The organism is Acidovorax sp. ACV01, from assembly GCF_014851495.1.
Classification (GTDB): domain Bacteria; phylum Pseudomonadota; class Gammaproteobacteria; order Burkholderiales; family Burkholderiaceae_C; genus Acidovorax; species Acidovorax radicis.
In genome coordinates this window covers 69736-95529 of the sequence record NZ_JACUZT010000001.1, presented here as the reverse complement: position 1 = coordinate 95529, position 25794 = coordinate 69736, and the positions used below count along the sequence as shown (strand labels likewise).

The following is a 25794-nucleotide window of genomic DNA, read 5'->3' as shown; positions in this document are numbered from 1 at the left end:
ACGCAGGGGCCTGCCGCCCCTGCAAGCCCCGTCATGGCCTTCAACCTGGCCGCCGCGCCCCCATCAGCACGAAGAGCATGGTGGCAGGCTGGTCGGTGTGGTTGCGCCAGGCGTGCCGGTTGCCGTGCTGCACCGCCACGTCGTGCCGGCGCAGCAGCACCTGGGCGCCGTCGTCCAGCTCCAGCGTGATCTCGCCCTCCAGCACCACGTCGTAGTCGATGCTCTCGGTGGTGTGCATGCCCGGGTGATCCTGCTCGAATCGCTCGGCCAGGCCCGGCACCTTCTGCGCAAACTCCGCACCAAAGGCCGCACCGTCGAAATCCGCGCGCATCATCACCGCGTCCGGCGGGAAGGTGACGAACATCAGCAGCGTCTCGCCCGCTGCGGGCACGAACCCGGTCTGCCCCGTGCGGTCGGCCACCGCCCCCTGGCCCAGCACCTCGCCAGCCGAGGTGGCCCACAGCAGGGCAGCGGCAAAGCCCTGTGCGCTCTCGAACTCCACGGCACGCGGCGCTACGGCGTCCGTGAACACCTGCGAGCGGCCGTTGGCACCGACCCCCGCGACGATTCGTCTGATTTGCATAGCAGTTACCTCCAGTTATCCGATACCAAAGCTCCATGCGCAGGCCCCTGAAAGCGCACGGCCCCAGCCAGTGCCGCCGTGCAAGGGCCGCCCCGCCGCAGGGGCGGCGTCCCCCTTCCAGGGGGAAGGCGCGAAGCGACTCAGGGGGTCGTCAAGGATTTATGACGAAATTACTGAACCCGCCGTTGCGCCCCGCAATGCCCGAGATCGCCTCGTTGATGCGGTCCAGCGGATAGCACACATGCTCGAAGACCGACAGGTCGAGCGTTCCCGCCTCGGCCATGTCCGCAATGTCCTGGCCCTCGCCGGCGGTGAACCAGGCCGAGCCTTCGATGGATTGCTGCTCGTCCATCATGGTATGCAGGTCCATGCCCACCATGCCGGCAATAGCGCCAATGTTGTAGGCCCGCCCGCCGCGCTTGAGGGCGCGCACACCCTGCTGCAGCGTCTCGTGCGAGGCGCCGGGGCCCAGCGCGTCGAAGAAGGCATCGACCCCCAGGCCCTCGGTGCGCGACTTCACCCAGGTATCGATGGCACCGCCATCGGCATTCGAGAACACCTCGATGCGGCCGGGCGCGAGCGCCTTGACGCGGTCCAGCAACTCCTGGTTGCGGCCCGTGCCCAGGATGCGGGTGGCGCCCATGGCCAGCCCGAACAGTGCGCCGCCGATGCCCAGTGTGCCGCTGATGCCGTTGATGAGCACGCTCTTGCCCGGCCCCACGCCTGCCTTGCGCATGGCCGAGTACATGGTGCCCAGGTAGCCGAAGCGCGCCGCCTCGTTGAAGCCCACGTTGTCGGGCAGCTTCACCAGCGCGTACTGCGGGGCGATCATGTACTCGGCCAGCCCGCCGTTGGGGTAGTTCTCATAGAGCTTGAGCGAGTTCTGCGAGAAGCCGAAGTAGCCGCTGAACGCATAGTGCGTGCAGTTGATCAGGTCGCCATTGCGGCAGGCGCGGCAGCCGCCGCAGTACAGACTGGGGTTCACGTACACGCGGTCGCCCGGCTGCCAGGCATGCACGTGGGAGCCTACCGCCGTCACTTCGCCCGCGGGGTCGAGCCCGAAGACGGCAGGCAGCGGGGGCAGCGGCAGCTCGGGAAACCAGGTGGTCCAGTTGGCCAATATGTTGCCCAGGTTGGGCACGATGCCGCAGGCCCTGACGCGCACCTGCACGTCATTGGCCGCTGGCTGGGGGATAGGCAATTGCTCGATCTCCATGGGGGCGCCGACCTGGTGCAGGCGGGCCGCTTTCATCATCGACATGTCGTCTCCTTTTAAATGCACAAATCTAACTTTGTGCATTTTTTGATCGAAGCGCGGACGCCGGCATCGGGATCAACCCCTAATGCACATTTTATTTTTTTATGCACAATTCACATTTATTGCATTAAAAATACTATGACCAGCCAAACCCCCTCTTCTGTAGACGTCGCCATCGTCGGCTTCGGGCCCGTGGGCGCATCCCTGGCCGCCCTGCTGGGGCAGCGCGGGTGCCGCGTGGCAGTCTTTGACAAGTCCGAGCAGATCTACCCCCTGCCCCGCGCCTTTGCGCTGGACCATGAGGCCATGCGCACCTTCCAGCAGATCGGCATTGCCGGCGCGCTGGCGGCGCACATCACGCCCTACCGCCCCACCATCTACCAGGGCGCAGACGGCCAGCCCATCCAGCATTTCGACATGGGACCTGCGCCCTACCCGCTGGCCTGGGCACCGTCGTATACCTTCAACCAGCCGGCGCTGGAGACCGCCTTGCGTGCGGCCGTGGGCGCGCTGCCCAACGTGCAGGTGCATCTGGGCCACGAGGTCACCGATGTCCAGCAGGCGCATGGCGGCGCGGCGCTCACTGTGCAGGCAGCCGGCGGCAGCCCGCGCGAAGTGCATGCGCGCTATGTGGTTGCCTGCGACGGCGGCACCAGCCCTGCCCGCAAGCGCCTGGGCCTGCGCCTCAAGAGCCTGGATTTCGACGAGCCCTGGATCGTGGTGGACATGCATGTGAACGAATCCGTGCTGGCCCGGCTGCCCGACACCAACATCCAGTATTGCAACCCGGCACGGCCCTGCACCTACGTCGTCGGTCCGGGCACGCACCGGCGCTGGGAGTTTTTGCTGCTGCCGCACGAGGCCGAGCAGCGCGAGATGCCGCCCGACGCCATCTGGCAACTGCTGGAGCCATGGATTGCCCCCGGGGAGGCCACCATCTGGCGCGCCGCCACCTACCGCTTCCACGCCGTGGTGCTGGAGCAGTGGCGCCAGGGCCCGGTGCTGCTGGCGGGCGACAGCGCCCACCAGATGCCGCCCTTTCTGGCCCAGGGCATGTGCCAGGGTCTGCGCGATGCCGCCAACCTGGCGTGGAAGCTCGACTGGGTGCTCAAGGGCCATGCGGGTGAGGAGCTGCTGGACAGCTACGGCACCGAGCGCGGGCCGCAGGTGGAGGCGGTCACCGCCACCGTCAAGCGCCTGGGGCAGATCATCTGCGAGCGCGACCCCACCCGTGCCTGCGAGCGCGACGAGCACCTGCGCGCCCAGCAAGGCCACCAGGTGCGCATGCAGTTGCGCCAGAGCCTGCTGCCCGGCGTGCACCACGGCCTCATCGACCACGATGAAGCACCGATGGGAACGCCGTTCCCGCAGCCGGTCTGCCAGATCGGCACGGCGGGCCATGAGCAAATGATGGACGACCTGCTGGGCCACGGTTTCGTACTGGTCCTGCGCGATGCGCCCTCGGCAGAACAGTTGGCGCAATGGACCGACGCGCTGCAGCGGCTGCAGGCGCAGGTGGCATGCATCGACACCACCACTCGCGCGGTGGCCGGCATGCAGGCATTGCATGAGGCCGACGGCATCCTTGCGCGCTGGTTCGGCCAACACGGATGCAGTGCAGCCCTGGTGCGGCCCGATCACATCGTCTACGGCGTGGCGCAAGGCACGGCACCCACCACCGAATTGCTGCAGCGCGCCTGCGAGCACCTCGCAGTGCAAGCCGCTACCGTCTCGTGACAACGCCGCAGCGTCCCGCTGAACCGCCCCCAATCCGCCCTCCGGGCTTTCAACAGAACAGGTTCCCATGACATCCCCCACCGATTCCCCCTCCGGCGCCGAAGCCCTGCTGCTGGACCTGGAGGCCCAGCGCTGCGACGCCATGAAGCGCGCCGACTTTGCACGGCTGCGCGAGATCCTGCACCCTGGCCTGACCCATGTGCATGCCAAGGGGCAGACCGACGACTACGACAGCTACTTCCTCTCCGGCGGCACGCACGTCGACTACCAGCAGATCGACCGGTCCGACTTGAAGGTGCAGGTGCTCGGCACCAGCGCCGTCATGACCGGCCGCCAGCTGCTGGTGGCCGTGCGCAAGGACGGCACCGGCACCGTGCGCATCGACTCGCGCGTGCTGCAGGTGTGGACGCAGGCGGACGGCGGAGCGTGGCGGCAGATTGCGTTCCAGACCACGCCGCTGGCGATGAGCATCACCTGATCCCGTGCGCGCTCGCAACAAGTCCTTGCAGGCTGTGCCCGGCCTGGACCACTTGGGCGCTGCGGAGGCAGCCTCCGTCAATGCAGCGCGACGCTGGTGCGCGCACTTCAGCGCTGTCACCCAAAACTCGCCTTGCCCTGGCTCAATCTGCCATCGCATCCAGCCGGTACCCAAACCCCCGCACGGTCTTGATCAGCGCGAGGGCATGGCCTTCGTCGATCTTGCTGCGCAGGCGGCGCACGTACACATCGACCACGTTGGTCAGCGGGTCCTCGTTGGTGCCCCAGACGTTGGAGAGGATCCGTTCGCGGCTGTACACGCGGCCCGGTGAGCTCATCAGCAGCTCCAGAAAGGCGAGCTCGCGCGCGGTGAGCGCGATGGACTGGCCCGCCCGGCTGGCCTGCATGCGTTCCAGGTCCAACACCAGGTCGGCCACCTGCAGGGTGCTGGAGCGCGGGCGCTGCTCGCGGCCCCGTCGTAGCAGGGCCTCGATGCGGGCCAGCAGTTCCTCGAAGGCAAAGGGCTTGGTGAGGTAGTCGTCTGCGCCCAGGCGCAGGCCGTTGACCTTGTCTTCGGTATTGCTCAGCGCGCTGAGCATCAGCATGGGCATGTGGCGGCCTTCGGCGCGCAGGGTCTGGCACAGCTCCAGGCCGCTCAGGCCCGGCAGCATCAGGTCCAGAAGCAGCAACACGCCGGGCTCGGCGCTGCGCGCCAGGGCCAGGCCTTCGGGCCCCGTGCGGGCCAGCTCCACGCGGTAGCCCTCGGCCTTGAGGCCGCGCACCAGGAAGTCGGCCACGCGCGCATCGTCTTCCACCACCAGGATGTGCTTGTTCATACCAGTGCTCCCTGCTGTGCGCCAATCTGCTGCGGGGGTGCCATCACCAGCGGCAGTTCGATGCGCACCACCGTGCCCTGCTGCGGCACGCTGGCGATGGTGATACGGCCCTGGTGCACCTGCACGATGCCCTGGGCGATGGACAGACCGATGCCCGTGCCGTCGGCCCGGTGGGCGCGCGCCCGGCGCCCGCGCACGAAGCGCTCGAACACGCGGGGCAGTTCGTCCGCGTCGATGCCGATGCCTTCATCGCGCACCACGACCGCGACCTCACCCACACCATTCGCCCCCGCCACGCCCTGCAGGCCGATGCGCACGGTGGTGCCGCGCGCTGAATAGCGCACCGCGTTGTCCAGCACGATCACCAGCGCCTGGCGCAGGCGGTCGGCGTCGGCCAGCACAGTGACCTGTCCGGTGGGCAGTGCGCCGCTGGCATCGCCATCCCTTTCGATGCCGTCCAGCAGCAATTGCACCTGCACACCCTGCGGTGCGCCCAAGGCGGCGGCCTGCTCTGCGGCATCGCCCAGCAGGGCGCGCAGGTCCACCGGGGCCGGGTGCATCACCAGCTGGTCGGCCTCGGCTTTGGCGATGAGCAGCAGGTCGTGGATGACGCGGGTGAGCTGGTCCACCCCGCCCACGATGCGCGCCAGGGTCTGGCGGTATTCGTCGGCCGGCTTGTCGCCACCGCGCAGCGCGATCTCAGCTTCGCCGCGGATGGAGGTGGCGGGGGTGCGCAGTTCGTGGCCCAGGTCGGCAAACAGCTGGCGGCGGCGCTGGTCCAGGCGCTGCAGGGTGTCGTGCGCAGCGCTCAGCTCCTGGGTGCGGGCCTGCACGGCGTCTTCCAGCCCGCGGCGCGCGGCATCGGCGCGCGCACGGTGCTGCTGCAGCTCGGCCGCCATGGCGTTGAAGTGCTGGGCCACGCGGTCGAATTCGTCGTTGGAGCCGGTGGCCACGCGGTGGTCCAGTGCCCCAGCCTGCAGGGCCTGTGTGCCTTCGAGCAGCCGGTCCAGCGGGCGCTGCAGGCGCCGCTTGAGGTGCAGCGCCAGCACCACGGCCACGGCCAGCGTGACGAGGGCCATGCCGATGGCCTGCGCACGCAGCACGTCGAGCCCGCGCTCGGTGGCGGCGCGCGCCACCGGCACGGCCGCGCGCTGGTGCGCAATCGCGCCGTTGATCAGCTCGCGCAGGTCGCGCCCGCGCGCCATGTCGAACACCTGGGTGAGCTCGCTCCACAGGGCCGGAAAGTCAGCGCCCCGCTCCAGCGGCACCAGTTGCGCCAGCCGTGCCTCCACGGCCTGAATGTTGTCGCGCAGCAGCTCCGTCACCCCCACCAGCTGGGGCACCTCGGCGGGCATGCTCACGCCTTCGCGGCGCACGAGCTCGGTCCACAGCGCCAGGTCGCGCCGCACCAGATCGTCGAGGTTGGCAGCGCTGGTGTACATGCTGGCCACCAGGCGTTCGCGCTGCTCGGGCTGGGCATCGGTGTTCATCAGACGCTGCATGGCCCACACGCGCAGCCGCTGCTTGTTGGCCGACAGGTCCAGCAGCTCGGCCTGGATGTCGCTGGCCAGCCGGCTGTGCTGGGCGTAGTCGTTGACGCGGTTGGCGCCCCAGTACACAAAGGCGGCCTGGATGCAGACCAGGGCCACCAGGGCGGCAAAGGCCAGAGAGAGTCGTGCGCGGTACATGGCGGGCAAGGGAGGAAGCCCCGGATTATGAAGCCGGACAGGCGCACTTGCAGTGCGCCTGCGGCCTTTGCGTACGAGGCTGCTGCCCCACACCAGGGCCGGTCAGTTGCCGGTGAATGGCAAGGACGAATGGTGCACCACGATGCGCAGCTTGCCCGCGTCATCCTTGACGAACGCCCAGGTCTTGTCCACCGTGGTCACCTTGCCGTCCTTGCCCGTGAACATCACATTGCCCATGGTGTTGGCCGAGTCACCAGCGATGAACACGGCACTATTGGCGATCTCGCACTTTGTCCAGCCCTTCAGTGCAAAGCCGGTGTCCTTGGGGAACGCCGGATTGCCCCCCACGAAGTACGAAAGCGCGCCCTCGCGAGTGACGCGAAAGGTCTGAGGCACCTCGGTAAGTGTCGGCTTGAAAAGCACCGCCCCCATCTGGTAGCCGTAGGCGCTGTCGATCACCTTTTCAGCGAGCGCCTTGGCAGCCGCTTGGCCGCCGGAGGTGTTGGCGTTGCTGATATCAATCAGCGCCTTGCACCAGGCTTGCTGAGCCGCCAGCACTTCGCTTTCGGAGATGGCGTGGTTGACGACCGGGCCCTTGGCCAAAGCGGGCAGTGCAGCTGCGCCGATCAGGAGGCTGGCGACGGCGATGCAGGTGGTTTTTTTCATGATTTTCTTTGGTTGAAGTGGTTTGATCTCGCAGTTGCCGGAGCGGCTGCCTGCGAGAACTAGAGTTCACCAAAGCAACATGGATGGGTTCTGACTTCTTGATGAGCCGAACGTGAGCGGAACATGAACATTCGATGAACCAAGGTCAGGCAGCCGCCCATGGCGACTGGATGGACTCACACCCCCCAGCGACGAAGGACTCAGGCTTTGCTACAAAGTCAGTGAATTTGTTGCAAAACGTGTGATTGGTTGTCACACCAAAGTGCCCTGTTCAAAATAAGTGCCTCCATCCCGAAGGAGTGCCCCCATGCCCATGGAGCTACTGTTCGTCCTTGCACAGAGCAAGCTGCCCATGATGATCGAGAAGCCCTGCGACGTTGACAAGCTTCGCGTACTGGCGGCTGCCCAGCTCGTGGAAGCCCGACTTCCCAATGTTGACGCCCCTGCGCAAAAAGCAGAGGTTTTCGCTATTTCGCCGCAAGGACGGGCAGCGCTGGCAACCACGTATCCACGTCACCAATTCAGGTTCGCAGCCGTCCAGCCTCCGCAGGGGCCACTCATTCCCGACTGGCTCCCTTCCCTGGACGTTTGCCACATGCAGCGCGACACAACCAGAACAACGCTGGATTCCTAGCCCCGGGGAAACAGCTCGCAGCAAGCGTTCAGAAATACAAAGGAATCGAGGTCTTGCCTCTTCAGGTGCTTCGATCCCCCGCTTTCGCTGCGATGACGGAGAGAAGGCGTGGTCCGCATTAGGTTTGCTTGGGGCGTTGCCTGTGGTCTATCCCAAGCAACCCCATGCGCCGCCAACTGCACAGCACGCGGCAGCACACATGCAACCAAAAGCAACATCCCGAAAACAACCCTCGATATCGCACTTGTCTGACAGACGCTAGGCGCATGCTTTGCTGAAATCCTTTCCAGCAGCCATTGAGGCTGGCTTGGGAGCTCATTGGGACTCCCACCCCTTTCTGACACAGGATCCATCATGAAGCGCCATCCTTTGACACCCGGAACCCGCGCACTGGCTGCGTTTGCCGGCACGGTTGTGCTGGCGGTACTGGCTGCGGCATCGTTGTTGATGCCCGATGTGACCGTACAGTCGGTGGATTCGATGTCGCTCTTGCCCAGTGGGTTGGACCAGATCCTCCCCTCCAGCTTTTTGGAATGATCTGGACTTACCTCGGTCAGATCGCGGCGGCACTCTTGCCGCCTTGGTAGTAAAAAACATAGCATCGGAGTACCATCTGGCGCTGCGCACCGGGATTTTCGGTGGCATTCAAGAATGGAGGACGATCGTGACCACACGTTTTCGAATCTCTGCAGGCCAGTTTTCTTCTCACTTCATGGCGTGGCCTTTGGCGACCACGGCGCTTCTGGCAGCGCTGACGGGCTGCACCAGCCCCAGGGACGGCTCCCTCGAAGAATTCGCGCGTTGGCACGACAGCGCGCGTGCCCAGGCCCAAGCGGGTGCGCTGAGCTGGAGCGAACTCTACAAGCAAAGTTTCGATCGCCTCACCGCCCTGCCCCCTTCCTTGCAGCAAGACACACGGCTGGAAAACACCGTGCTGCTGCTGTCCACCGCACGCAAGTACGAGGCCAATGAAATCGACGCCCAGCAGTTTGCGCTGGAGAGGGAGCACATCGAGACCCAGTTGCAGGCTCGCCTGCGCTAGCCAGGCACACCTCAGCGCAGCGGTGCACCTTGCTCCACGATGGCCATGCGCCGACGCAGCGCGGCTGCAGCCTGCTGGTCGCCCGCAGCTTCGACGCGTTGCGCCTGCAAATTGAGCCACGCCATCAGCGGCCTGCGCCATCCCTGGGCAGAAGCGGTGTCGGCAGCGATCGTGATCACCGCCGGGCTGGAGCGCCCGGACTGAAACAACACCCCTGCGGCCACCAGCCGCGAGAGCGGGTCCTCCAAGGCAGACAGGGCCGACGCATCGCCTGATGCGGCCACTTTGCGCTGGGCTTCGGGCAGCAAACCCAGATCCTGGGGCTGCACCCGGCCCGCCAGATAGTCAGCATAGGCGAGCTCGGGCGCGGCGGCGTCGGCACGCAGCCTTTCAAAGCCTTCGCAGGGGCCGGGCACCAGACTGGCGGTCTGCGCGGCGCAGCGCATCAGTTCCAGCCGGGCCAGCAGGTCCGGGCGGCCCGTGCGGGCCACTTCAGTACGGGCACGGTCCCATTCGAGCTTGTCCACGCGTGCATTGCCCGACAGATAAGCATCGATGGCCTTTTGCGCAGAGCCCTGGGCGTTCATCTGCCAGTCGGGCACGGGGGGTTTGCTGGAGCATGCGGCCAGCAGCACCGCCGCGACCACCATGGCGCCGAAGAAGGGCATCCGCAGGGACATGGCAGGGCGCTGGGGCTTGAAGGACAGTGCGGCAAATGGCTTCATGGCAGCTTGAGTTCCGTATCCCGCGCGAAAGGCCATTTGCGGTTGATTTCGTTGACCAGGCTTTCCACCTTGCGCAGATTGCTTTCCACCTCGGCGCGCAGGGCCCCCAGGTCGGTGGAGGCTTCGCGGGCATTGGCGCCAATGGCCTGGGCCTCCACCAGCACCGCATCCACCTTCTTGAGGCTGGTGCGGGTGTCGGCCAGCAGGCCATTGAGCTGGGCCACCGTGGCACGCACCTCGGGCACCAGCGCATCCTTGCTGCCCTCACTGCCAAACACCTGCTTGTCGGCGCGTGCGGCCATGCCGTCCAGGCGCGCAAGCAAGGAGTTGGTGCGTTCGAGCGTGGCCACGATCTTCTTCGCATCGGCTTCGTTGCCCATCAGCACGCCCAGCACACCCCCCGGTCCGTTGATGCGGTCGGTCAGCGCCCGCACGTTGGCCAGACTGCCGCCCAGGGCAGCGTCCTGCGCCGTAAGCGCATTGAGGTTGGACAGCAGTTCGCGCGCCGAGGCCATGAGCTGCGGGATTTCGGCGGTGGCGTCGCCGCGCAGCACCGGGCGCACGGAACCATCGGGCAGGAGCTTGTCGTTCAGCATGCCGGTGTAAGCGCGGATGTTGGTGCCCCCCACGATGCCCCGCACCAGGGTGAACACGCTGGATTCGCGCAGCCAGTGCGCATCCTTGCGGGGCACGTCCACGATGATGCGGGCGTTGCCGGTTTCGGCCAGTTCAATGCGGCGCACGCGGCCGATGGGGAAACCCGAGAACGTCATGTCCATGCCCACCACCACGCCTTCGGAATCGTCCGCCGTCAGCACCAGGGTCTGCGTGGGCTCGAACGCGCCGCGCGCGTACAGCAGGTACAGGCCCGAGCCTACGATGAGGGCCACCGTGAACAGCAGCAACGCCGCCGCCTTGATCTCCAGGTAGGCCACCGGGCGCAAGGTTTCCACGGGCGGCACATCGGCGGCCGAAGAAGTCGGAGCGGGCCCTGGGGGCGGCGTTGGGCGGGCGTTGTGGTTCTCGTCGTTCATGGTGCCGAAAGGTGGGTCGCTGAAAGGAGGTGGGGTGGTCGGGTGTCAGCAGACATCGGTCAGTAATAGTTGCCCATGAGCGAGGCCACCTCGATCATCAGCAGCACGGCAAACATGCGGGCCAGGCCGCCCAATTCCGAATCGGGCTGTGTGCGGTCGCCCGTGTCGTACAGGCCCGCCGCCATAGGGATGAGCGCCACGGCCAGGCTGAAGAACACCGTCTTGAGAGCGAACACCATCGTCACGCTGGGCGTGAACACCTGGCCAAACATGCGGGTGTAGCTGGGCAGCCCCGCCAGGTTGAAACCATACACCCCCAGGTACGCCAGCACCAGGGCCACCACGCAGCTGAGCGCGGCGAGCGTGATGCAGGCGAACACGCCAGCGATCACGCGGGGCAGAAGCTCGATGCGCACAGGGTCCGAGCCATGGGCGCGCAGCGTGTCGAACCGGCCGGTCTGCCGCAGGCGCGTGATTTGCGAGCCATTGGGGATGGTGCAGCGCATGGCCACAAACAGCGCCGCCGTGAGCGGGATCAGCTCCAGCACCAGCACGCGGATCACCATCTCCAGCGCATAGCGCGACAGGCCATAGCTGAGCGCCGTGACCACCACGATGCGCGTGAGCACCAGGCTGAGCAGCGCTGCCAGCACCGTAAAGCCGAGCAGCACCGGGGCGGTGTCGAGGTAAAGATGGCGCGCCAGCGCCCTGCGCGTGCCCTTGCCATAGCTGGACGGCGACAGCACCAGCACCAGCACCACAGCTCCGAGGTACAGGATGCGCCACCAGGCGACCGCCCAGCGCCGCGCGGTGTTCCACACACGTTCGGGCAGGGAGAGGCCGGGCAAGCGCGAAATCATGGCCGGATCATAGCGGCGCACTCACAGCAAGCGTTCACGGTGGGTCGTCATGGCATTTTTGCATGTTTTTTCGCTCTAGCGCTTGATAGATAAGCGCAGACAGCTATTATTTAAATAGCATTCTTGGATGCAGAGGAAACAGCTCCTCACATCCTCGCGAAAACTGGTGGCGGCAAGCGCCGACGGCACACCGGGCTACACATGCCGCTTTCCCGCAGCGGTGGCTGAAGGCATGGCGGGCTGCGCATCCGCGCGCGCATGCAGGGCTTCGATGATGTGGCAGTGGTCATCCGACCCATCGCAGCGGTTGCGCAACGCCAGCAGGTCGGCCTCCAGCGTCTGCAGCTCTGCCAGACGGGCACGCACATGCTGCAAATGGTCATCCAGCGTATCGCGCGCAGCGTCGCAGTCTTCCTTGCGGCTCCAGTCCAGTGCCAGCAAGGTGCGCACTTCATGCAGCGACATGTCCATGGCGCGGCACAGGCGGATAAAACGCAGCTGGTGCACATCCGCGCCGCTGTACAGACGGTAGCTGTTGTCGCCCCGCGCTCCGAGAGGCAGCAGCCCCTCCTTCTCGTAGTAGCGGATATTGGCAGCCGACACCCCGGACTGCAGGGCGGCCTCGCCAATGCGGAACTGCACAACGTTTTGATCCATGGCTTGACCTTCAAGTGACTTTAAGGTTTCCAATCATGCCATTGCTTTCAAAGAACCGGAGAAGAACTCATGTCTGCCCACTGCCACCACGACCACGGCGCCAACGGCCATCAGCATGGCGCCCCTGCCACCGCCGACCCGCGCTACCGCCGCATCCTGTGGATCGCGCTGGTCGTCAACGCCGCCATGTTTGTGGTGGAGCTGGGGGCGGGCACCCGCTCGGGCTCGGCATCGCTGCTGGCTGACGCCATCGACTTTCTGGGGGATGCCGCCAACTACGGCCTGTCGCTCTGGGTGCTTGCCATGGCCCTCACCTGGCGCGCGCGCGCTGCCCTGGTCAAGGGGGCCAGCATGCTGGCGTTTGGCGTGTTCGTGATCGGGCGCGTGGCCTGGGGTGCGTGGCAAGGCACACCGCCCGAGCCCTTCACCATGGGTGGCGTGGGCCTCCTGGCGCTGGCGGCCAACCTGGGCGTGGCCGCCCTGCTCTATGCCTACCGGGAGGGCGACGCCAACATGCGCGGCGTGTGGCTGTGCACCCGCAACGATGCCTTGGGCAATCTGGCGGTGATGGGTGCGGCCCTGGGGGTGTTGGGCACAGGCACTGCCTGGCCCGATCTGGCGGTGGCCGCCGTCATGGCGGGCCTGGCCATCAGCGGGGGCTTGAGCGTGATTCGCCAGGCGCGGCACGAGCTGGCCGGCTCCGCTGCCCAACCGCAACCTCAGGGGCGCTGATCCATGCGCGTGCACCTGTCTACCCCCTTGAGCGCGCCGCCTGAATGGGTGGCTGCCCAGCTGCAAAGCACCGCCGTGTTCCGCCATATCACCGCACCGCTTATCCGGTTCCGGCCAGCGCGGGGCAAGGAATGGCCCACGCACTGGGCGCCCGGCGAGCTGGCGCTGCACATGCGGTTACTCGGCGTATTGCCCATGGGCCCCCAGACCGTGCGGATCTCCATCGAGCCGCCTGCACAAATGGGCGGCTGGCCCACGCTGCGCGACAACGGAGAAGGCGTGCTCATGCGCCGCTGGGACCACCGCATCACCCTGCAGCCCCTGCCCGATGGTCGTACGCTGTACACGGACGACATCGAGGTGGTTGCACGCCACCTGCCCTGGCTGATGACACCGTTGAGCGCCCTGTTTGCCCAGATGTTCTACCGGCACCGCCAAAGGCGCTGGCGCCAGTTGGCCGCCCAGCACGCCGCAGGGGGCACCAACCCCACCGCGCTGCACAGGCGCGCCGCGTTCGACCACCTGCTGGCCGGCTTTGCGCACCAGCCCGAAGTACCCCCCGCCCAGCGCTGGCGCTGGCTGGAGGCGGCCCATGTGCTGGGGCAGACATCGTTGCCGCTGCACTGGCGGTCACACACTGCGATGCTGCGTTATGCCCTGGCTCGGGGGGATGCGCGCGAGGCCACCGGCCAGCTCATGCGGCTGGCCCTGGTGCCCCTGGGCCACCTGCTGGCACGGTTGCCGTTGGGCAACATCGGGCGGTCCCATGTGAGTGCTTTCCGGCCCATGGTGCCTGCGGCTGAAGTCACTGTGCTCATGGACCAGGCGCTGGAGGAAACGGCGATCCACCCCGTGCAGCCGGACGACCACGGCGTCTGAAAACTGCGCGCCGCGTACCCCGGTCGCAGCCTGTGCACTCAGAGTTTGGAGGAGCGACCCGAGCGACCCGGCTTGAGAGGCGCCCTGGCTGGCTTCGCGGCGGCCTGCTCCAGCCACAACAGGCTGTCCATCTGCGACAAAAAATGCCGCAAGTAGTCGGGTGACAGGGTCCGCATCAGGGCCAGGGAGCGCAGCATGAGCCGGTGCGCATTCAGCGGCCCTGCGTTTTCCGGCCCACGCGTGAAGGCCTGGGCCACCTGCTGTTCTGCAGAAATTTTGGACCAGACTTCACTGAAGCGGCGCACGCTCTTCATGTCCGACACGCTGGCGCCACCACCCACCAGTACGCTGTCTGCATCGGCCTGGGCGCGGGCACTCAGATCGCGGTTCAGCTGCGCCAGAGGGGATGGCATCCCGGCCACCACCGCACCAGCCAGTGGCCGGGGGGCAGCTGGCCGGGCACGCCCGGCGTAGTCCCGCATGGCGGTTTGCAATCTGCCTGCCAGCACCTGCTGGACAGCCTCTGTCTGCGCAGGCAGGCGTGTGGCCAGCACCTCCAGGTACCGAAAGCGCACCGGGTCGTGGTGCTGCGCGCCTTCTGCCCGCAGGGACTCCAGGGTTGGCTCACTCATTGCGGACGGGCTTGCCTTGCGCAGCGCGGGGTACAGGGGCCATCTCCACACGGCGGTTCTGTGCCCGCCCCTTTTCGTCGGCGTTGTCCGCCACCGGCTGCTCAGCACCAAAGGCCGCGGCAAACACCTGGGACGAGGGCATGTCCTCTTCGATCAGGGCGCGCGTGACGGTCAACGCACGCTGGGCCGACAGTTCCAGGTTGTCGGAAAAACGCTGGTGGCGCCCTTGCAGCAGCGTGGTGTTGTCGGTAAAGCCACTCACCATCAGCATCTCGTCGCGTTCGCGCAGGTACACCTGCAGCGGCTGCACCAGGCTTTGGAGCAGTTGCCGGCCTTCAGGGCGCAACTCGGCAGAGCCTGCCGCAAACAGCACGCTGCCGCTGATGCCAATGCGGCCTTCGTTGACCGTCACCCGCCCGCTGGCCAGCGGAATCGCCAGCGCTTTTTCCAGCGCCATCCGGCGCTTTTCTTCCATCTGCCGCTTTTCCACTTCCTGCTTGAGGCTGGCCACCAAGTCGATCTGCACCACCAGCACACCCACCAGAATCAGCACAAACACGCCCAGCAGGCCCGCCATGAGGTCGCCAAACACAGCCCACACCGGGGCAGTTTGCTCGGTCGCATCGTCCAGCGTGTCGTCCAAGCCGGTCACGCAGCAACCCCCTGCACCGCAGCGGCCATTTGCCCATTGAGGCGGCGCAGGTCTTCCACGATGCCCTGCTGCGAGGCAATGCTCAGGTCGATCACCTCACGGGCCTGCGCCACGTAGTAGGCAAGCTGCTCATCGCTGCGGCTCATCGACTGGCCAATGGCACCTTCGATGCGCTGCAGGCTGTCCATCAGCTTCTCGTTGCTGGCCGTGAACAGCCCCACGCCGTGTCCAAAGGACTCACCCAGGCTGGACAGCTCCACCGCGCTGGCTGCCACGTGCGCCGAAACTTCGTCCACCTTGCCCGCCTGCGCGCCAAGCGCCTGGGAAAACTCCTGCCCGGCCTGCTCCAGCACCGAGGCCGCAGACCCCACCAGCGATTCAATGGCCGCACGCTGCTGCCCGGCGGCTTCGTTCACCGAATGGAGCAGCACACCCAGCTGTTCCATCATGGCCGTGCGTTCTGTCAGGGCCGCGTTGTCGCGTTCGCTCAGGTGGGTCATCTCCTGGCGCAGTTGGGTGATCACCTCGGCAGCAGCCTGCGGCACATCCGAAGCCGTCTGCAGCAATCGCGTGAGCGGGGCTTCCAGCGCAGACCCCAGCGTGGCCAGGTGTCCGGCCACGGCGGCCTGCAGCGCATCGAGCCGCTCTACAGCAGCCTGACCGCGTGCCGCCTCTGCATCCCGCAGTGCCACCAACTCCGTGCGCCACACGCCCGCCAACGCATCCATGCGCTGGGACTGGGTTTCCGCCCATTGGGCTTCGGCCTCGATGCGCGTGTGCAACAGTGCGTCCGAATGGTCCATCAACCGGGCGGCACCGCCCAGGGCCTGGTGGACCTGCTCGGTCATGCGCTCGGTGAGCTGCGCCGCAGCGCCCTCCAGCGCCTGGCACACGCCGCGCTGCTGCTGCACCGTTTGTTCGCCCACACGCTGCCATTGCTGCGCGAGCGTGCTCGCCATGCCCTCCATGGACCGGGTCCAGCCCGCAAGGCGCTGCTGGTCAGCCGTCGCCTCGTCCGCCTGTGATTTCTCCACCGTCTCCTGCAAGGAGGCCAGCAGCGCCGTGGTGCGCTGCTCGAAGGCCTGCGACACCGTCTGCAGTGACTGGTCGAGCTGGGTGGCAGCGCCTTCCAGCGCCTGGCAGACGCCCCGTTGCTGCTGCGCCGTTTGTTCACCCGCAAGCCGCCATTGCTCCGCCAATGCGCTGGCCATTCCTTCCATGGACTGGCTCCAGCCTGCAAGGCGCTGCTGGTCGGCTGCCAGCTGCGCCGCCTGCGATTGGGCCACCGTCTCTTGCAACGTGGCCACCAGCGCCGTGGTGCGCTGGTCCAGCGTCTGCGTGATGGACTGCAGCGCGCTGCCCAGCTGCACCGCCTGCTGGTCCTGCGTCTGCGCATGGCGGTGCAGGGCCTCCGTCCAGGTGTCAGCCACTTGGCGAGCTGTGCCTTCCCATTGGGCCGTGAGGGCGTGTATCTGTGCGCCGGTGGCCTCGCGCAGCCGCTGGTGCGTGCGCTCGGCCTCTTGCGCCAACGTTGCCATGGCCTGTTCCACCACCGGGCGGATCGTCTCACCCGCCATGCGGGCGCTGGCGCCCAGGCTGTCGTGCAGGGATGCCCCCACGCTGGTGGCCAGCTGGGTGTAGGCCGCCGCCGCCTCGCGGTGAAACACCTGCTGCTGGTCTTTCAGTTGGCCATTCAACTGCGCATGGCGGTGCTCCAGCCCCTCCATCAGCCCCTGCAGGCGCTCCGCGATCAGCGGCATGGCCTGCGCCTGGGCCTGCAAGGCCTCGAACATCTCCTGGCGCCGGTGGGCCGCCGAAAACGGGCGCAGCACGCCGGCAATGCGTGCATCGAGCATGCGCAATGCCACCAGCCGCTCGCGGCGGCACAGGGCCGACATCAGCCCCAGCATGGCCGACGAAGCCACCCCCGCCACCGACGTACCAAACGACAGGCCCAGCCCCTTGATGGGTGCCGCCAGCGCCGCCCGGATCGACTCCAGGCTGGACGAGGCCTCCAGCGCGAACACCGCGCCATTGAAGGTCACCACCATGCCCAGAAAGGTGCCGAGCATGCCCAGCATGACCAGGAGCCCCACCAGGTACGGCGCCAGCGCAGGCCCCGGCAGGGGCACACGCTCCCCATCGATCCGCTGGCGAACCGGGTTGCGCAGGGACAGATGCAGGCGCTCCAGCCAGCCGCCCAGGTTCTCCAGGGGCTGCTGTGGCAGCCCAGCCAGCGCTATGGACAGTGAGGAAGTCGCGGCCCGAAACTGCATCAGTTCATAGGCCCCCAGCACGTAGACGACGGCGATCACGGCCGTCATGGCGAGCGCCAGGGGGCTGGACCCGACAAACCCCCACCCCACCCAGCCCACCACCGCCAAGCCCACCGCAAAGATGGCGGCCATCACACTCTTGTTCATTCGATCATTCCTGTTACCTGTTCCGGGCTCATGTTGGTTTTAGGGGGGCGGTGGGGGGTGCTGGGATGGTGTTCATGGCTTTGGGCCGCCTCCAGCAACCCTGTCAGAGGCTCCAACCTCACCTGCATTTCGGCCAGAAGCAGCGTCCGCAGGTCCTGCTCGAAGGCAAACAGCCACCCACCGGGCAGCGCCCAGCGCTGCGGCTCATCGTCGCGCCCTGCGGCCGCCAGCTGCTGCTGGTGGGCTGCGCGCAAATGGGTCATACGCCGCTCCAGATGGCCGGGCAGCGACGCCCACAGCCTTTGCTCGCGCGCACCCAACATCTGCTCCATGACAGCATCCAGCGCGGCCAGCCGCCGCAAATCTGCAGGCCCTGCCGACAGGATCTGCCGCATCTGCGCGCGCAAGGCTCCCAGCTTGGTGTCCATCTGCTTTTGCAGCGCCAGATAGCGCCCTGCGTGGGCTGCGAAATCTGCACCTGCTTCGGGGTCGGGGCCGTCTATTGGGGTGTTGTCGGCACGCTCGCGCACGGGTTTGGAAGGAGCTGCCTTGGCCGTGGCCAGGTCCGTCAAGTCGGCCCTGGCGGTCTGAAGGCTGGCTTGCAGGGCGCGGACATCGACCGCCCCGGCGCCGAGCCCCACCGATGCGGACGGGATTTGGCTGGCCTCCAGGGCGTGCAGCGCCCGGCTGAGCTTGACCGCATCCACCGTGCTCAGCCATTGGCTCAGCTGCTCCGCCACATCCAGGCGCACCGGCCCGCTGTGCGCCTGCGCCCATTGCTGGAGCAGGAGAACAAGTCTGGAGCTGTTGAGTCGGTGGTGCTGGTACATCGGTCTGGGCCATCCCATTGCAGCTGCGTCCTTGAGGCAGGCACAGGTTTCAGGGAGCAGCTCCCCGCAATGGGCAAAGCCGACTATTTTCGCAGGAACGCCGCCGACTCCGCCCCACGGCGCCCTGCGTTGCAGGTGTTACATCTGCAGCTAGTGAAAGGCACCACCGACAAAGGGCATTTCGGGGGGTTGCCCTTGGGGAGAACGCCCTGCGGATTCCTCGCCTTCTTGACGGCGGACAAGTCCGGCACGGAGTTTGCATGGTTCAATGGACTTCGCGCTCCCTCCTTGGCGCATGCGCCATCGCCCTGCCCGCCTGTTGTCACCATGTCCACCCCGCCCGCCATTTCCGCCCCCGCTGCCCCAAACCCCGCGCTTGGCGTAGCCCCTGTGGCCATTCCACACACACACACGGAAGACGCGGTGGCCATCTTCACAGGTGTACTGCTGATTTCCGTGGGTGTGGCTTTTTTCACCAGCGCTGGTCTGCTGACCGGCGGGACGGCAGGCCTTGCTTTCCTGCTGCACTACGCCACCGGCATCGGCTTTGGCAAGATTTTCTTTGTGTTGAACCTGCCTTTCTACTGGCTGGCCTTGCGCAAGCTGGGACGGGCATTCACGGTGAAGACCTTTATTGCCGTCCTGCTTTTGTCGCTGCTGACCGAACTTCAGTCGCAGCTGCTGCAGTTTGCGCAATTGCAACCCTTGTACGCAGCCATCGCAGGGGGTCTGATCACAGGCACGGGGTTTCTGGTGTTATTCCGCCACCGCTGCAGTCTGGGCGGCGTGGGAATTGCTGCGCTCTACCTGCAAGACCGGTACGGATGGCGCGCGGGCAAGGTCCAGATGGCGGTGGACTGCTGCATCGTGCTGCTGGCGCTGTGGACGGTGGAACCCTTGCGCGTTGCCTGGTCCATCGCCGGGGCCGTGGCGCTCAACCTGGTCCTGGCGATGAACCACCGGCCCGGGCGCTACATGGCGGTGTGAGCCGGACTCAACCGACCCCAGTGCTGACATCAGGCCGAGGTTTTGCCCTTGCAAGAAGGTACTGCTCCAGTTCCTCGATCGGCACGGGTCGACTGAACAGATAACCTTGCCAGAGCATGCAACCGTGCCGCTCCAGAAACGCCCGCTGCGCGTCCGTCTCTACGCCTTCGGCGATCACATCGATGCCTAGGCTCTGCGCCATGCCGATGATGGTCTGCACGATCAGCGCATCAGTGTGCTGGATGCCAATGTTGCGCACAAAGCTCTGGTCGATCTTGAGCTGGTCCAGTGGCAGGCGCGTGAGGTAGGACAGCGATGACTGACCCGTCCCAAAGTCATCCAGCGAAAAACTCAGGCCCAGTGCACGCAGTGCGCTCATCTTGGCAATGGTGTCATCCACGTTGTCCAGCGCCAGGCTTTCCGTCAGCTCCAGCTTCAAGCGGTCGGGCCGTGCGCCGGTTTGCAGCAACACGGTGCGGACCTGTTCCATAAAGTCGGGCTGGCGGAACTGCCGCGCGCTCACATTCACGGACAACTGCAGCTGCTCCATGTCGGGGTTGCCCTGCCAACGGCGCAACTGGGCACAGGCAGTTTGCAGCACCCACAGGCCAATGGGCAGGATCAGCCCCGTCTCTTCGGCCAGCGGAATGAACTCACAAGGCGACACCATGCCACGCTGCGGGTGCCTCCAGCGGATGAGTGCCTCGGCTCCCACGGGGCGTGCACCACATCCCACCTGGATCTGGTAGTGCAGCAGAAATTGCCCGTCCGCCAGCGCCGTACGCAGGTCATTCTCCAATGCCGCGCGGGCCGAGATGGCAGCCTGCATCATGGGGTCAAAAAAGCGGATCGCATTGCGCCCCGCTGTCTTGGCGGCATACATGGCCAGGTCGGCATGCTTGACAACGTCTTCCACCGTCTGGCTCTGGCCGCTGAACAGCACCGCCCCCACGCTGGTTGTGCTGTGCACATGGTGCAACGCCAGCTGATAGGGCTGGTTCAGCGCGGCCAGTATCTTCTCGGACACATTCTGGGTCTGCTCTGCGGCATCGGTGGCAAGTTCATCCAGATCTTCCAGCAGCACCAGAAACTCATCCCCCCCCAGGCGGGCCACGGTATCGCCTTCGCGCACGCAACCCGCCAGCCGCTGCGCAACCTGCTGCAGCAGCACGTCGCCCATGTCGTGGCCCAGTGTGTCGTTCAAGGTCTTGAAATGGTCCAGGTCCAGGCACAACAGCGCACCGTGCAGGCCGGTGCGCGCGCTGGTGGCAAACGCCTGCTGCAGGCGGTCCAGCATCAGGCGGCGGTTGGGCAGGTGCGTCAGCGGGTCGTAGAAGGCCAGGTGCTCGATCTCGCGCGCAGCCTGGGCGCTTTGGGTGATATCACTCAGCGTGCCAACATAGTGCGTGACTTCGCCTCCGCCATCGGTGACGGCGGTAATGCTCATGAAGTGCAGGTTGACTTCGCCACTTCTGCAGCGGTTCCATATCTCCCCCTTCCATTCACCGGTGCTTGCGAGGCTGTCCCACATGGCATCGAAAAAAACCTTGTCATGGTGGCCGGAGGCGAGCAAGCTGGAGCGCTTGCCCACCGCTTCTTCGGCGCTGTAGCCTGTGATCTTGGCGAACGCCCGATTGGTGCGCAAGATGACGGTTTCGCGGTCGGTCACGACCATGCCTTCCTGCGACTCGAAAGCAATGGCGGCAATGCGCAATTCGTTTTCATCGCGCTTGCGCGCCGTGATGTCTTTGCCCACACCCCGGTAACCGCAGAATGTGCCGCTCAGGTCAAAGATGGGCGTGCCGCTCACCGATAACCAGTGAAGCCGGCCGGAAAGGTCCTTGCGCTGAAACTCGAAATCGCGGAACTCCTGGTGGCGCTCGAGCAGTTCGCGGTGCTCTTTCCAGCGCGCTTCGCTCACCCCAGGCGCCGCCAGCTCCCAACGCGTCTTGCCCATGTGCACCGCCGCCTCCTGCAGCAAGCGGTCCTTGTCGCTACCGTCCACATGGGTCAGGCGGAACTGGGCATCCTGCTCCCAGTACCAGTCAGACGACAGGACGGTCAGGGTGCGAAAGCGCGCTTCGTTGTCCTCCAGCTGCTTGCGCACCCGGTACGACTCCGACACATCGCTGAACACCAGCACAACACCCACAATCTGTCCTTGTGCGTTGCGAATGGGCGCCGCACTGTCGGCGATCTGGTACTCCGCCCCGTCCCGTGCGAGCAAGGTGGTGTGGTTGCTCAGCCCCACCACCTCGCCCTTGGCCACCACCATCCGCACCGGGTCGACCACGGGTGCCCGCGTGCTGGCATTGACGATGCGAAACACGTCGGTCAGCGGCTTGCCACGCGCTTCGGGCAACGGCCAGCCCGTCAGGCGCTCGGCCACCGCATTCATGCGCGTGACGAAGCCCTGCGCATCCGTGGCCACCACCCCGTCGCCAATGGAATGCAGGGTGATGGCCAGATTTTCCTCGCTTTCGCGCAACTGTGCCTCGGCACTTTGGCGGGTGAGCGCCATGCGGTCAAAACGCCGGCCCAGCTCGGTCAGCTCTGCCAAGCCGGTCGCCGGGGCCTGCGGCGCATAGTGGCCCTGGGCCAGTTCGTCCGTAGCAGCCAGCAGGCGCCGCAACGGCTTCATCACCCCACGCCGCACACCCTGCTGGGCCAACAGGAAGGACAGCGCAAGGCCCGCCAGCAAAAAAGCCACCTCGGTCCACATGTTGCGGTTGGCGGTGGCGTAGAGCTGGTCCAAGGGCACGGTCAGGCTCATGGTGGCCACCGTTTTCCCCCCCGACTCGATCAGGGGCTGGAACACCATCAGCTGGTGCGAGCCTGCGGCATTGCTGCGCTGCAAAACCCCTTCGGCAGAGCGTTGCAGCGCGGCACTGAAATCGGCATCGGCCAACTGGGTTCCCAGCTCACCCGCATCGGGCGGAAAACGCGCCACCACGCGCCCATCGGGGTCCGTCACACGCGCCACGGCACCTGGGGGCAGGCTCAGGTCTGCGAGCCGTAGGCTCCACCACTCGAGCGACACCACGGCCACTGCGGCACCCACCACCTCCTGGCCACCCGGTGGAATGACCGGGACCGCGAAATTGACGCTGGCCACCTGGGCAGCCCGGTCGATCTGAAAAGCCCCGACCGAAAACTCCCGGGCGGTGATGGCATGCTGAAAATAAGGCCGGTTCGCCACGTTCACGGGGGCCTTCAGCGGCCGCGCATTGCACAGCAGTTCCCCATTGGCCTGCGGCACGCCGATGTTCACGTAAGTGGCGTTGAGCGAGAGCACCTCGGCCAGGTACTTTCCGCAATCCGGGTCACCCGGCCGGTGCACCTGGGGCATGGCGGCGAGTTTTTGCAGGAAATCGCGCGTGCTCTGTATCAGGCGCTGCTGGCTGGCTGCCACGGCCCGCAACGTGCTCAAGGCTTGATTTTCGGCAGCGGCAATGGCGTCCATGCGGTGCGCCCGCGCCTGGTAGACCGCGAGCAGCACAGCAGGCAGCGTCGCCACCAGGACCAGCCAGCGGATACGCGCAGACAACGTACTCCAGGTTCCCACCAGCCAGGAAGGCATACCGACCTTTCGTCTTGGGATGGCCTGAACAACCCTCCCACACCAGCGGCAGCGCGGATGGGGTGGCCACAAGGCGTCATTTTTTGCACCCTATCACTGAGCCATGGGCAAGAAAAGCAACGCGGGGGACCACCAGAGGCCGCACACCACCGACCGCAGAGAGCTACGCTGGCCATCCAGCCCTACACAGTCATACCGGTGCACCACCGGGCCAAGGGGTGCACCTAACGCATTGTTACATCGTAAGCCGATCTGCCCCAGCCCGCCTCCCTATTTGCCCGGAGTGCCCAGCGACGTGGGCAATGCCGTCAGACGCGGGGTAGACAACCTGCAGGGAACCTTGTCGCCTGCCGCCGTATCATGGAGGTATGCGTCGCGGCTTGTATGTCATGTTGATGGTGGTGCTGGTCCTCAGAGGCCTTGCTGGCTCCGCCATGGCCGCCGGGGTATTGCCTCCTCTACAGCCCATCGAGGTGCTGCAGTCGCAAGAACACAGCCACCACCCAGTCCCTGGCGAGGCACACGCCACCCCACCCATGCAGGGAACTCTCCAGTCCACACTGGCCATGGATGCGGGAATACCGGACAGTGGACATACACCCGCTTCGGACCATGACCATGACCATGACCATGCCGAGCACGCTGCGGCAGCGTCCCCGTGCGATGGCAGCGTGGAAGGTTGCACCGCCCACGACCACCACTCCGCAGCCTGCTCGGCTTGCGAAATCTGCCACTCTTCCATGCTGGACGCGCCTGCCGCGCTGACACCAACCCACCTCTCCACAGCGGCCCCGCAGCCCCTGGCCGCCGCGCAGTTTGACAGTGCCCCTGCAGCGCTGGCCATCAAACCACCCATCGCCTGATCTCCGACGCCCGAAGTGCGTCTGCCGTCGCCTGAACCCCCTCGACCAAGGGGCTTTCAGGCCGCAACGCCATGTCCTGTTCGTTCGTTGTCTGGAGATCGCCGTGCGCGCCCCTGTCTCACCTTTCTTATTGTCATTGCGGCGGAGAGCTGCATGCCTTGCGCTGCTGACGCCTGCGCTTTCACCCCTGCCCTCGTTGGCCCAGGCCCCCAATCAAGCAAGCCGTCTGGTCATCGGGACTGACTCCGCAAATCCCACGGCACCTACGGCCCGGCTGATTCACCCGCCGGTGGCATTGCCTGTTCCTCAGGCCGATTCCAAGCCTTCGCCCCACACCTGGCACGAAGCCAATGAATCCGTCGCGGCCTTCCCGCGCGGCCATGCCGACATCCTGGCGTGGGAAACCCGCGAAGGCACCAAGCCGCCCACCGCAGGCATACCGCGCAGGGCCATGCCAGGTCATGCGCATCAAGACCACCACGGCAGCCATGAGGTCCGAGGTGGCAAGCCCGGAAATCCCCCGCACCACCCCTCGGAAGCAGGGAGCAAGCCATGAACACATTGCAATGCCTTGTCGCACCGGGCAGCAGGCCGCTACACCGTCCCCTGCGTCTGTCTCTGCTGGGCGCGGCAGTGGTGCTGGCAGGCTGCGCCAGCGTTTCCCCCGACGGTCTGCGCAGCGACGTGGCCGCACTCACCGCAGGTCGCACCGCAGGCATCGAAGCTGCCCTGCCTGCCACCCATACGGATGCCCGTGAGCAAGCCCAGCAGTCTGTTGATGGCTGGCTGGCCCAACCCCTCACGCAGGACGCAGCCGTGCGTATTGCCCTGCTCAACAACCCCGGCCTGCAAGCCCGCCTGGCCGCACTGGGTGTGGCCGATGCCGAGCGCGTGCAGGCCATCACCCTGCCCAACCCGCAGCTTGCGCTGGGGCGATTCACGAACGGCCATGAGCGCGAAATCGAGCGCACCCTGGCCTTCGGCCTGCTGGACCTCATCACCCTGCCCTGGCGCACCGCACGCCAGGCCGAGCGCCTGCAGATCGCCACGCTGCAAGCCGCGCAAGACGTGGTGTCACTCGCCGCCGATACCCGCCGCGCCTGGGTGCGGGCCGTGGCCACCGAGCAGGTGGCTGCCACGCACGACCGTATGGTCGAAGCCGCAGAGGCCGGGGCCGAGCTGGCCCGCCGCATGGTGCAGGTGGGCAACTGGAGCCGCCTGCAGCAGGCCCGCGAACAGGCCGTGCTGCAAGAGGCCACCCGCCAGCGCGCCCGCTCCCGCCTGGCCGCAGCCACCGAACGCGAACAGCTCAACCGCCGCATGGGCGTGTGGGGGCTGCAGACGCAATACCAGCTGGCCAACCAGCTGCCGCCACTGCCCACCACCGCCTTGCCCGCAGACGGTATTGAGGCCACCGCGCTGCGCGAACGGCTGGATGTGCAGGCGGCGCGCCGCCAACTCGACACCCTGGCCACCCGCCAGGGCTGGAGCCGTGCAGGCGCCATGTTTGGCGACATCGGCCTGGCGTACAGCCGCAACACCGCCACCGAGCGCGAAAGTGGCCACCGCGACACCACACGCGGCTGGGAGATCGAACTGCCCCTGCCCCTGTTCGACTGGGGCGGCGCAGCCCGCACTCGCGCGCATGCCGAGGTGGAGCAAAGCGCCGCCCAGCTGCAAGACACCGCCGTACGCGCCCGCAGCGAGGTACGCGCCGCCTGGCTCACCTACCGCACCGCGCTCGACCTGGCGCGCCAGCAGCAGGCCGAGGTCGTGCCCCTGCGCCAGCTCATCAGCGACGAGACCACCCTGCGCTACAACGGCATGCTGACCAGCGTGTGGGACATGCTGGCCGAAGCGCGCAACAGCACCCAGGCCGTGGCCAACGCCATCGAAGCACAGCGCGACTTCTGGCTGGCCGAAACCGACCTGCAATTGGCCCTCACCGGCACATCGCCGGGCGCCCTGCAGGGCCTCACATCGGGCGCAGCAGCCTCCTCCACCCCACAAGGCCATTGA

General features: G+C 66.3%; 24 protein-coding genes. 10 read left to right on the top strand and 14 right to left on the bottom strand.

Features of this window, described 5'->3' with window-relative positions; all coding sequences use genetic code 11:
• Positions 1-40: 40 nt before the first annotated feature.
• On the bottom strand, positions 41-583 hold the full coding sequence (locus IB243_RS00460; RefSeq protein ID WP_192424245.1) for a cupin domain-containing protein: 543 nt from the start codon (positions 581-583) through the stop codon (positions 41-43).
• Positions 584-734: 151 nt separating this feature from the next.
• Positions 735-1844, bottom strand: a complete 1110-nt coding sequence (locus IB243_RS00455; RefSeq protein ID WP_192424243.1) for an alcohol dehydrogenase catalytic domain-containing protein — start codon at positions 1842-1844, stop codon at positions 735-737.
• A 135-nt stretch (positions 1845-1979) separates the two neighbouring features.
• On the opposite strand from IB243_RS00455, the gene IB243_RS00450 reads away from it, so the two are divergent.
• Both IB243_RS00450 and IB243_RS00445 read left to right on the top strand, forming a co-directional pair.
• Complete coding sequence (locus IB243_RS00450) at positions 1980-3578, top strand: bifunctional 3-(3-hydroxy-phenyl)propionate/3-hydroxycinnamic acid hydroxylase (protein ID WP_192424241.1); 1599 nt, start codon at positions 1980-1982, stop codon at positions 3576-3578.
• Between the two features lie 67 nt (positions 3579-3645).
• The gene (locus tag IB243_RS00445) at positions 3646-4056 is read left to right on the top strand and encodes a nuclear transport factor 2 family protein (protein WP_192424239.1); all 411 of its coding nucleotides are present in this window, start codon (positions 3646-3648) and stop codon (positions 4054-4056) included.
• 142 nt (positions 4057-4198) lie between these two features.
• On the opposite strand, the gene IB243_RS00440 is transcribed toward IB243_RS00445, so the two are convergent.
• The 3 genes from IB243_RS00440 to IB243_RS00430 form a co-directional block, all read right to left on the bottom strand.
• Positions 4199-4891 carry a response regulator transcription factor gene (locus tag IB243_RS00440; RefSeq protein WP_192424237.1) on the bottom strand — a complete coding sequence of 231 codons (693 nt, stop codon included), beginning with the start codon at positions 4889-4891 and terminating at the stop codon, positions 4199-4201.
• Positions 4888-6579, bottom strand: a complete 1692-nt coding sequence (locus IB243_RS00435) for a cell wall metabolism sensor histidine kinase WalK (RefSeq protein ID WP_192424235.1) — start codon at positions 6577-6579, stop codon at positions 4888-4890. Before IB243_RS00435 ends, IB243_RS00440 begins: the two co-directional genes overlap by 4 nt.
• Positions 6580-6681: 102 nt before the next feature.
• Positions 6682-7245, bottom strand: coding sequence for a hypothetical protein (locus tag IB243_RS00430; protein ID WP_192424233.1), 564 nt, complete (start codon positions 7243-7245; stop codon positions 6682-6684).
• Between the two features lie 307 nt (positions 7246-7552).
• Here IB243_RS00430 and IB243_RS00425 point away from each other — a divergent pair, with 307 nt between their 5' ends.
• The 3 genes from IB243_RS00425 to IB243_RS00415 all read left to right on the top strand — a co-directional run bounded on the left by IB243_RS00425 (position 7553) and on the right by IB243_RS00415 (position 8921).
• On the top strand, positions 7553-7879 hold the full coding sequence (locus IB243_RS00425) for a hypothetical protein (RefSeq protein WP_057270917.1): 327 nt from the start codon (positions 7553-7555) through the stop codon (positions 7877-7879).
• A 354-nt stretch (positions 7880-8233) separates the two neighbouring features.
• Positions 8234-8416, top strand: a complete 183-nt coding sequence (locus tag IB243_RS00420) for a hypothetical protein (protein WP_010460972.1) — start codon at positions 8234-8236, stop codon at positions 8414-8416.
• 127 nt (positions 8417-8543) lie between these two features.
• A complete protein-coding gene (locus IB243_RS00415) occupies positions 8544-8921 on the top strand; it encodes a hypothetical protein (RefSeq protein ID WP_370540285.1) in 378 nt (125 codons plus the stop codon).
• An 11-nt stretch (positions 8922-8932) separates the two neighbouring features.
• On the opposite strand, the gene IB243_RS00410 is transcribed toward IB243_RS00415, so the two are convergent.
• The 4 genes from IB243_RS00410 to IB243_RS00395 form a co-directional block, all read right to left on the bottom strand.
• Entirely contained in the window at positions 8933-9601 is a 669-nt protein-coding gene (locus tag IB243_RS00410) for a hypothetical protein (RefSeq protein WP_192425297.1), read from the bottom strand.
• Between the two features lie 41 nt (positions 9602-9642).
• Positions 9643-10680 (bottom strand): MlaD family protein, encoded by a 1038-nt coding sequence (locus tag IB243_RS00405; protein ID WP_192424231.1) that lies wholly within the window; start codon positions 10678-10680, stop codon positions 9643-9645.
• A 59-nt stretch (positions 10681-10739) separates the two neighbouring features.
• Positions 10740-11540 carry an ABC transporter permease gene (locus IB243_RS00400; protein WP_010460964.1) on the bottom strand — a complete coding sequence of 267 codons (801 nt, stop codon included), beginning with the start codon at positions 11538-11540 and terminating at the stop codon, positions 10740-10742.
• Positions 11541-11735: 195 nt separating this feature from the next.
• Positions 11736-12197 carry a Cd(II)/Pb(II)-responsive transcriptional regulator gene (locus IB243_RS00395; RefSeq protein ID WP_192424229.1) on the bottom strand — a complete coding sequence of 154 codons (462 nt, stop codon included), beginning with the start codon at positions 12195-12197 and terminating at the stop codon, positions 11736-11738.
• Between the two features lie 69 nt (positions 12198-12266).
• Here IB243_RS00395 and IB243_RS00390 point away from each other — a divergent pair, with 69 nt between their 5' ends.
• Both IB243_RS00390 and IB243_RS27395 read left to right on the top strand, forming a co-directional pair.
• Positions 12267-12929 carry a cation transporter gene (locus IB243_RS00390; RefSeq protein ID WP_010460960.1) on the top strand — a complete coding sequence of 221 codons (663 nt, stop codon included), beginning with the start codon at positions 12267-12269 and terminating at the stop codon, positions 12927-12929.
• Positions 12930-12932: 3 nt separating this feature from the next.
• Positions 12933-13808: a DUF3703 domain-containing protein gene (locus IB243_RS27395; protein ID WP_192424227.1), complete on the top strand. Its 876-nt coding sequence runs from the start codon at positions 12933-12935 to the stop codon at positions 13806-13808.
• Between the two features lie 38 nt (positions 13809-13846).
• Here the strand turns inward: IB243_RS27395 and IB243_RS00380 are convergent, their stop codons facing one another.
• The 4 genes from IB243_RS00380 to IB243_RS00365 are packed head-to-tail and all read right to left on the bottom strand — an operon-like array spanning position 13847 to position 18363.
• On the bottom strand, positions 13847-14440 hold the full coding sequence (locus tag IB243_RS00380) for a DUF2894 domain-containing protein (protein WP_192424225.1): 594 nt from the start codon (positions 14438-14440) through the stop codon (positions 13847-13849).
• Positions 14433-15092 carry an OmpA family protein gene (locus IB243_RS00375; RefSeq protein WP_192424223.1) on the bottom strand — a complete coding sequence of 220 codons (660 nt, stop codon included), beginning with the start codon at positions 15090-15092 and terminating at the stop codon, positions 14433-14435. Before IB243_RS00375 ends, IB243_RS00380 begins: the two co-directional genes overlap by 8 nt.
• On the bottom strand, positions 15089-17515 hold the full coding sequence (locus IB243_RS00370; protein ID WP_192424221.1) for a DUF802 domain-containing protein: 2427 nt from the start codon (positions 17513-17515) through the stop codon (positions 15089-15091). The genes IB243_RS00375 and IB243_RS00370 overlap by 4 nt, the downstream gene beginning before the upstream one ends.
• Positions 17512-18363 (bottom strand): DUF3348 family protein, encoded by an 852-nt coding sequence (locus tag IB243_RS00365; RefSeq protein WP_225584648.1) that lies wholly within the window; start codon positions 18361-18363, stop codon positions 17512-17514. The genes IB243_RS00370 and IB243_RS00365 overlap by 4 nt, the downstream gene beginning before the upstream one ends.
• A 309-nt stretch (positions 18364-18672) precedes the next feature.
• On the opposite strand from IB243_RS00365, the gene IB243_RS00360 reads away from it, so the two are divergent.
• Entirely contained in the window at positions 18673-19332 is a 660-nt protein-coding gene (locus IB243_RS00360; protein ID WP_192424219.1) for a YitT family protein, read from the top strand.
• A 7-nt stretch (positions 19333-19339) separates the two neighbouring features.
• On the opposite strand, the gene IB243_RS00355 is transcribed toward IB243_RS00360, so the two are convergent.
• Positions 19340-22912, bottom strand: a complete 3573-nt coding sequence (locus IB243_RS00355) for an EAL domain-containing protein (RefSeq protein WP_192424217.1) — start codon at positions 22910-22912, stop codon at positions 19340-19342.
• A gap of 368 nt (positions 22913-23280) precedes the next feature.
• Between IB243_RS00355 and IB243_RS00350 the strand changes: the two genes are divergently transcribed.
• Together IB243_RS00350 and IB243_RS00340 are read left to right on the top strand one after the other, a co-directional pair.
• Positions 23281-23775, top strand: coding sequence for a hypothetical protein (locus IB243_RS00350; protein WP_192424214.1), 495 nt, complete (start codon positions 23281-23283; stop codon positions 23773-23775).
• Between the two features lie 552 nt (positions 23776-24327).
• Positions 24328-25794 (top strand): TolC family protein, encoded by a 1467-nt coding sequence (locus IB243_RS00340; RefSeq protein ID WP_192424210.1) that lies wholly within the window; start codon positions 24328-24330, stop codon positions 25792-25794.

Coding starts and splice junctions, on each gene's coding strand:
- IB243_RS00460 (WP_192424245.1), bottom strand. CDS start 583: ATGCAAATCAGACGAATCGTCGCGGGGGTCGGTGCCAACGGCCGCTCG.
- IB243_RS00455 (WP_192424243.1), bottom strand. CDS start 1,844: ATGTCGATGATGAAAGCGGCCCGCCTGCACCAGGTCGGCGCCCCCATG.
- IB243_RS00450 (WP_192424241.1), top strand. CDS start 1,980: ATGACCAGCCAAACCCCCTCTTCTGTAGACGTCGCCATCGTCGGCTTC.
- IB243_RS00445 (WP_192424239.1), top strand. CDS start 3,646: ATGACATCCCCCACCGATTCCCCCTCCGGCGCCGAAGCCCTGCTGCTG.
- IB243_RS00440 (WP_192424237.1), bottom strand. CDS start 4,891: ATGAACAAGCACATCCTGGTGGTGGAAGACGATGCGCGCGTGGCCGAC.
- IB243_RS00435 (WP_192424235.1), bottom strand. CDS start 6,579: ATGTACCGCGCACGACTCTCTCTGGCCTTTGCCGCCCTGGTGGCCCTG.
- IB243_RS00430 (WP_192424233.1), bottom strand. CDS start 7,245: ATGAAAAAAACCACCTGCATCGCCGTCGCCAGCCTCCTGATCGGCGCA.
- IB243_RS00425 (WP_057270917.1), top strand. CDS start 7,553: ATGCCCATGGAGCTACTGTTCGTCCTTGCACAGAGCAAGCTGCCCATG.
- IB243_RS00420 (WP_010460972.1), top strand. CDS start 8,234: ATGAAGCGCCATCCTTTGACACCCGGAACCCGCGCACTGGCTGCGTTT.
- IB243_RS00410 (WP_192425297.1), bottom strand. CDS start 9,601: ATGTCCCTGCGGATGCCCTTCTTCGGCGCCATGGTGGTCGCGGCGGTG.
- IB243_RS00405 (WP_192424231.1), bottom strand. CDS start 10,680: ATGAACGACGAGAACCACAACGCCCGCCCAACGCCGCCCCCAGGGCCC.
- IB243_RS00400 (WP_010460964.1), bottom strand. CDS start 11,540: ATGATTTCGCGCTTGCCCGGCCTCTCCCTGCCCGAACGTGTGTGGAAC.
- IB243_RS00395 (WP_192424229.1), bottom strand. CDS start 12,197: ATGGATCAAAACGTTGTGCAGTTCCGCATTGGCGAGGCCGCCCTGCAG.
- IB243_RS00390 (WP_010460960.1), top strand. CDS start 12,267: ATGTCTGCCCACTGCCACCACGACCACGGCGCCAACGGCCATCAGCAT.
- IB243_RS27395 (WP_192424227.1), top strand. CDS start 12,933: ATGCGCGTGCACCTGTCTACCCCCTTGAGCGCGCCGCCTGAATGGGTG.
- IB243_RS00380 (WP_192424225.1), bottom strand. CDS start 14,440: ATGAGTGAGCCAACCCTGGAGTCCCTGCGGGCAGAAGGCGCGCAGCAC.
- IB243_RS00370 (WP_192424221.1), bottom strand. CDS start 17,515: ATGAACAAGAGTGTGATGGCCGCCATCTTTGCGGTGGGCTTGGCGGTG.
- IB243_RS00365 (WP_225584648.1), bottom strand. CDS start 18,363: ATGGGATGGCCCAGACCGATGTACCAGCACCACCGACTCAACAGCTCC.
- IB243_RS00360 (WP_192424219.1), top strand. CDS start 18,673: ATGTCCACCCCGCCCGCCATTTCCGCCCCCGCTGCCCCAAACCCCGCG.
- IB243_RS00355 (WP_192424217.1), bottom strand. CDS start 22,912: ATGCCTTCCTGGCTGGTGGGAACCTGGAGTACGTTGTCTGCGCGTATC.
- IB243_RS00350 (WP_192424214.1), top strand. CDS start 23,281: ATGCGTCGCGGCTTGTATGTCATGTTGATGGTGGTGCTGGTCCTCAGA.
- IB243_RS00340 (WP_192424210.1), top strand. CDS start 24,328: ATGAACACATTGCAATGCCTTGTCGCACCGGGCAGCAGGCCGCTACAC.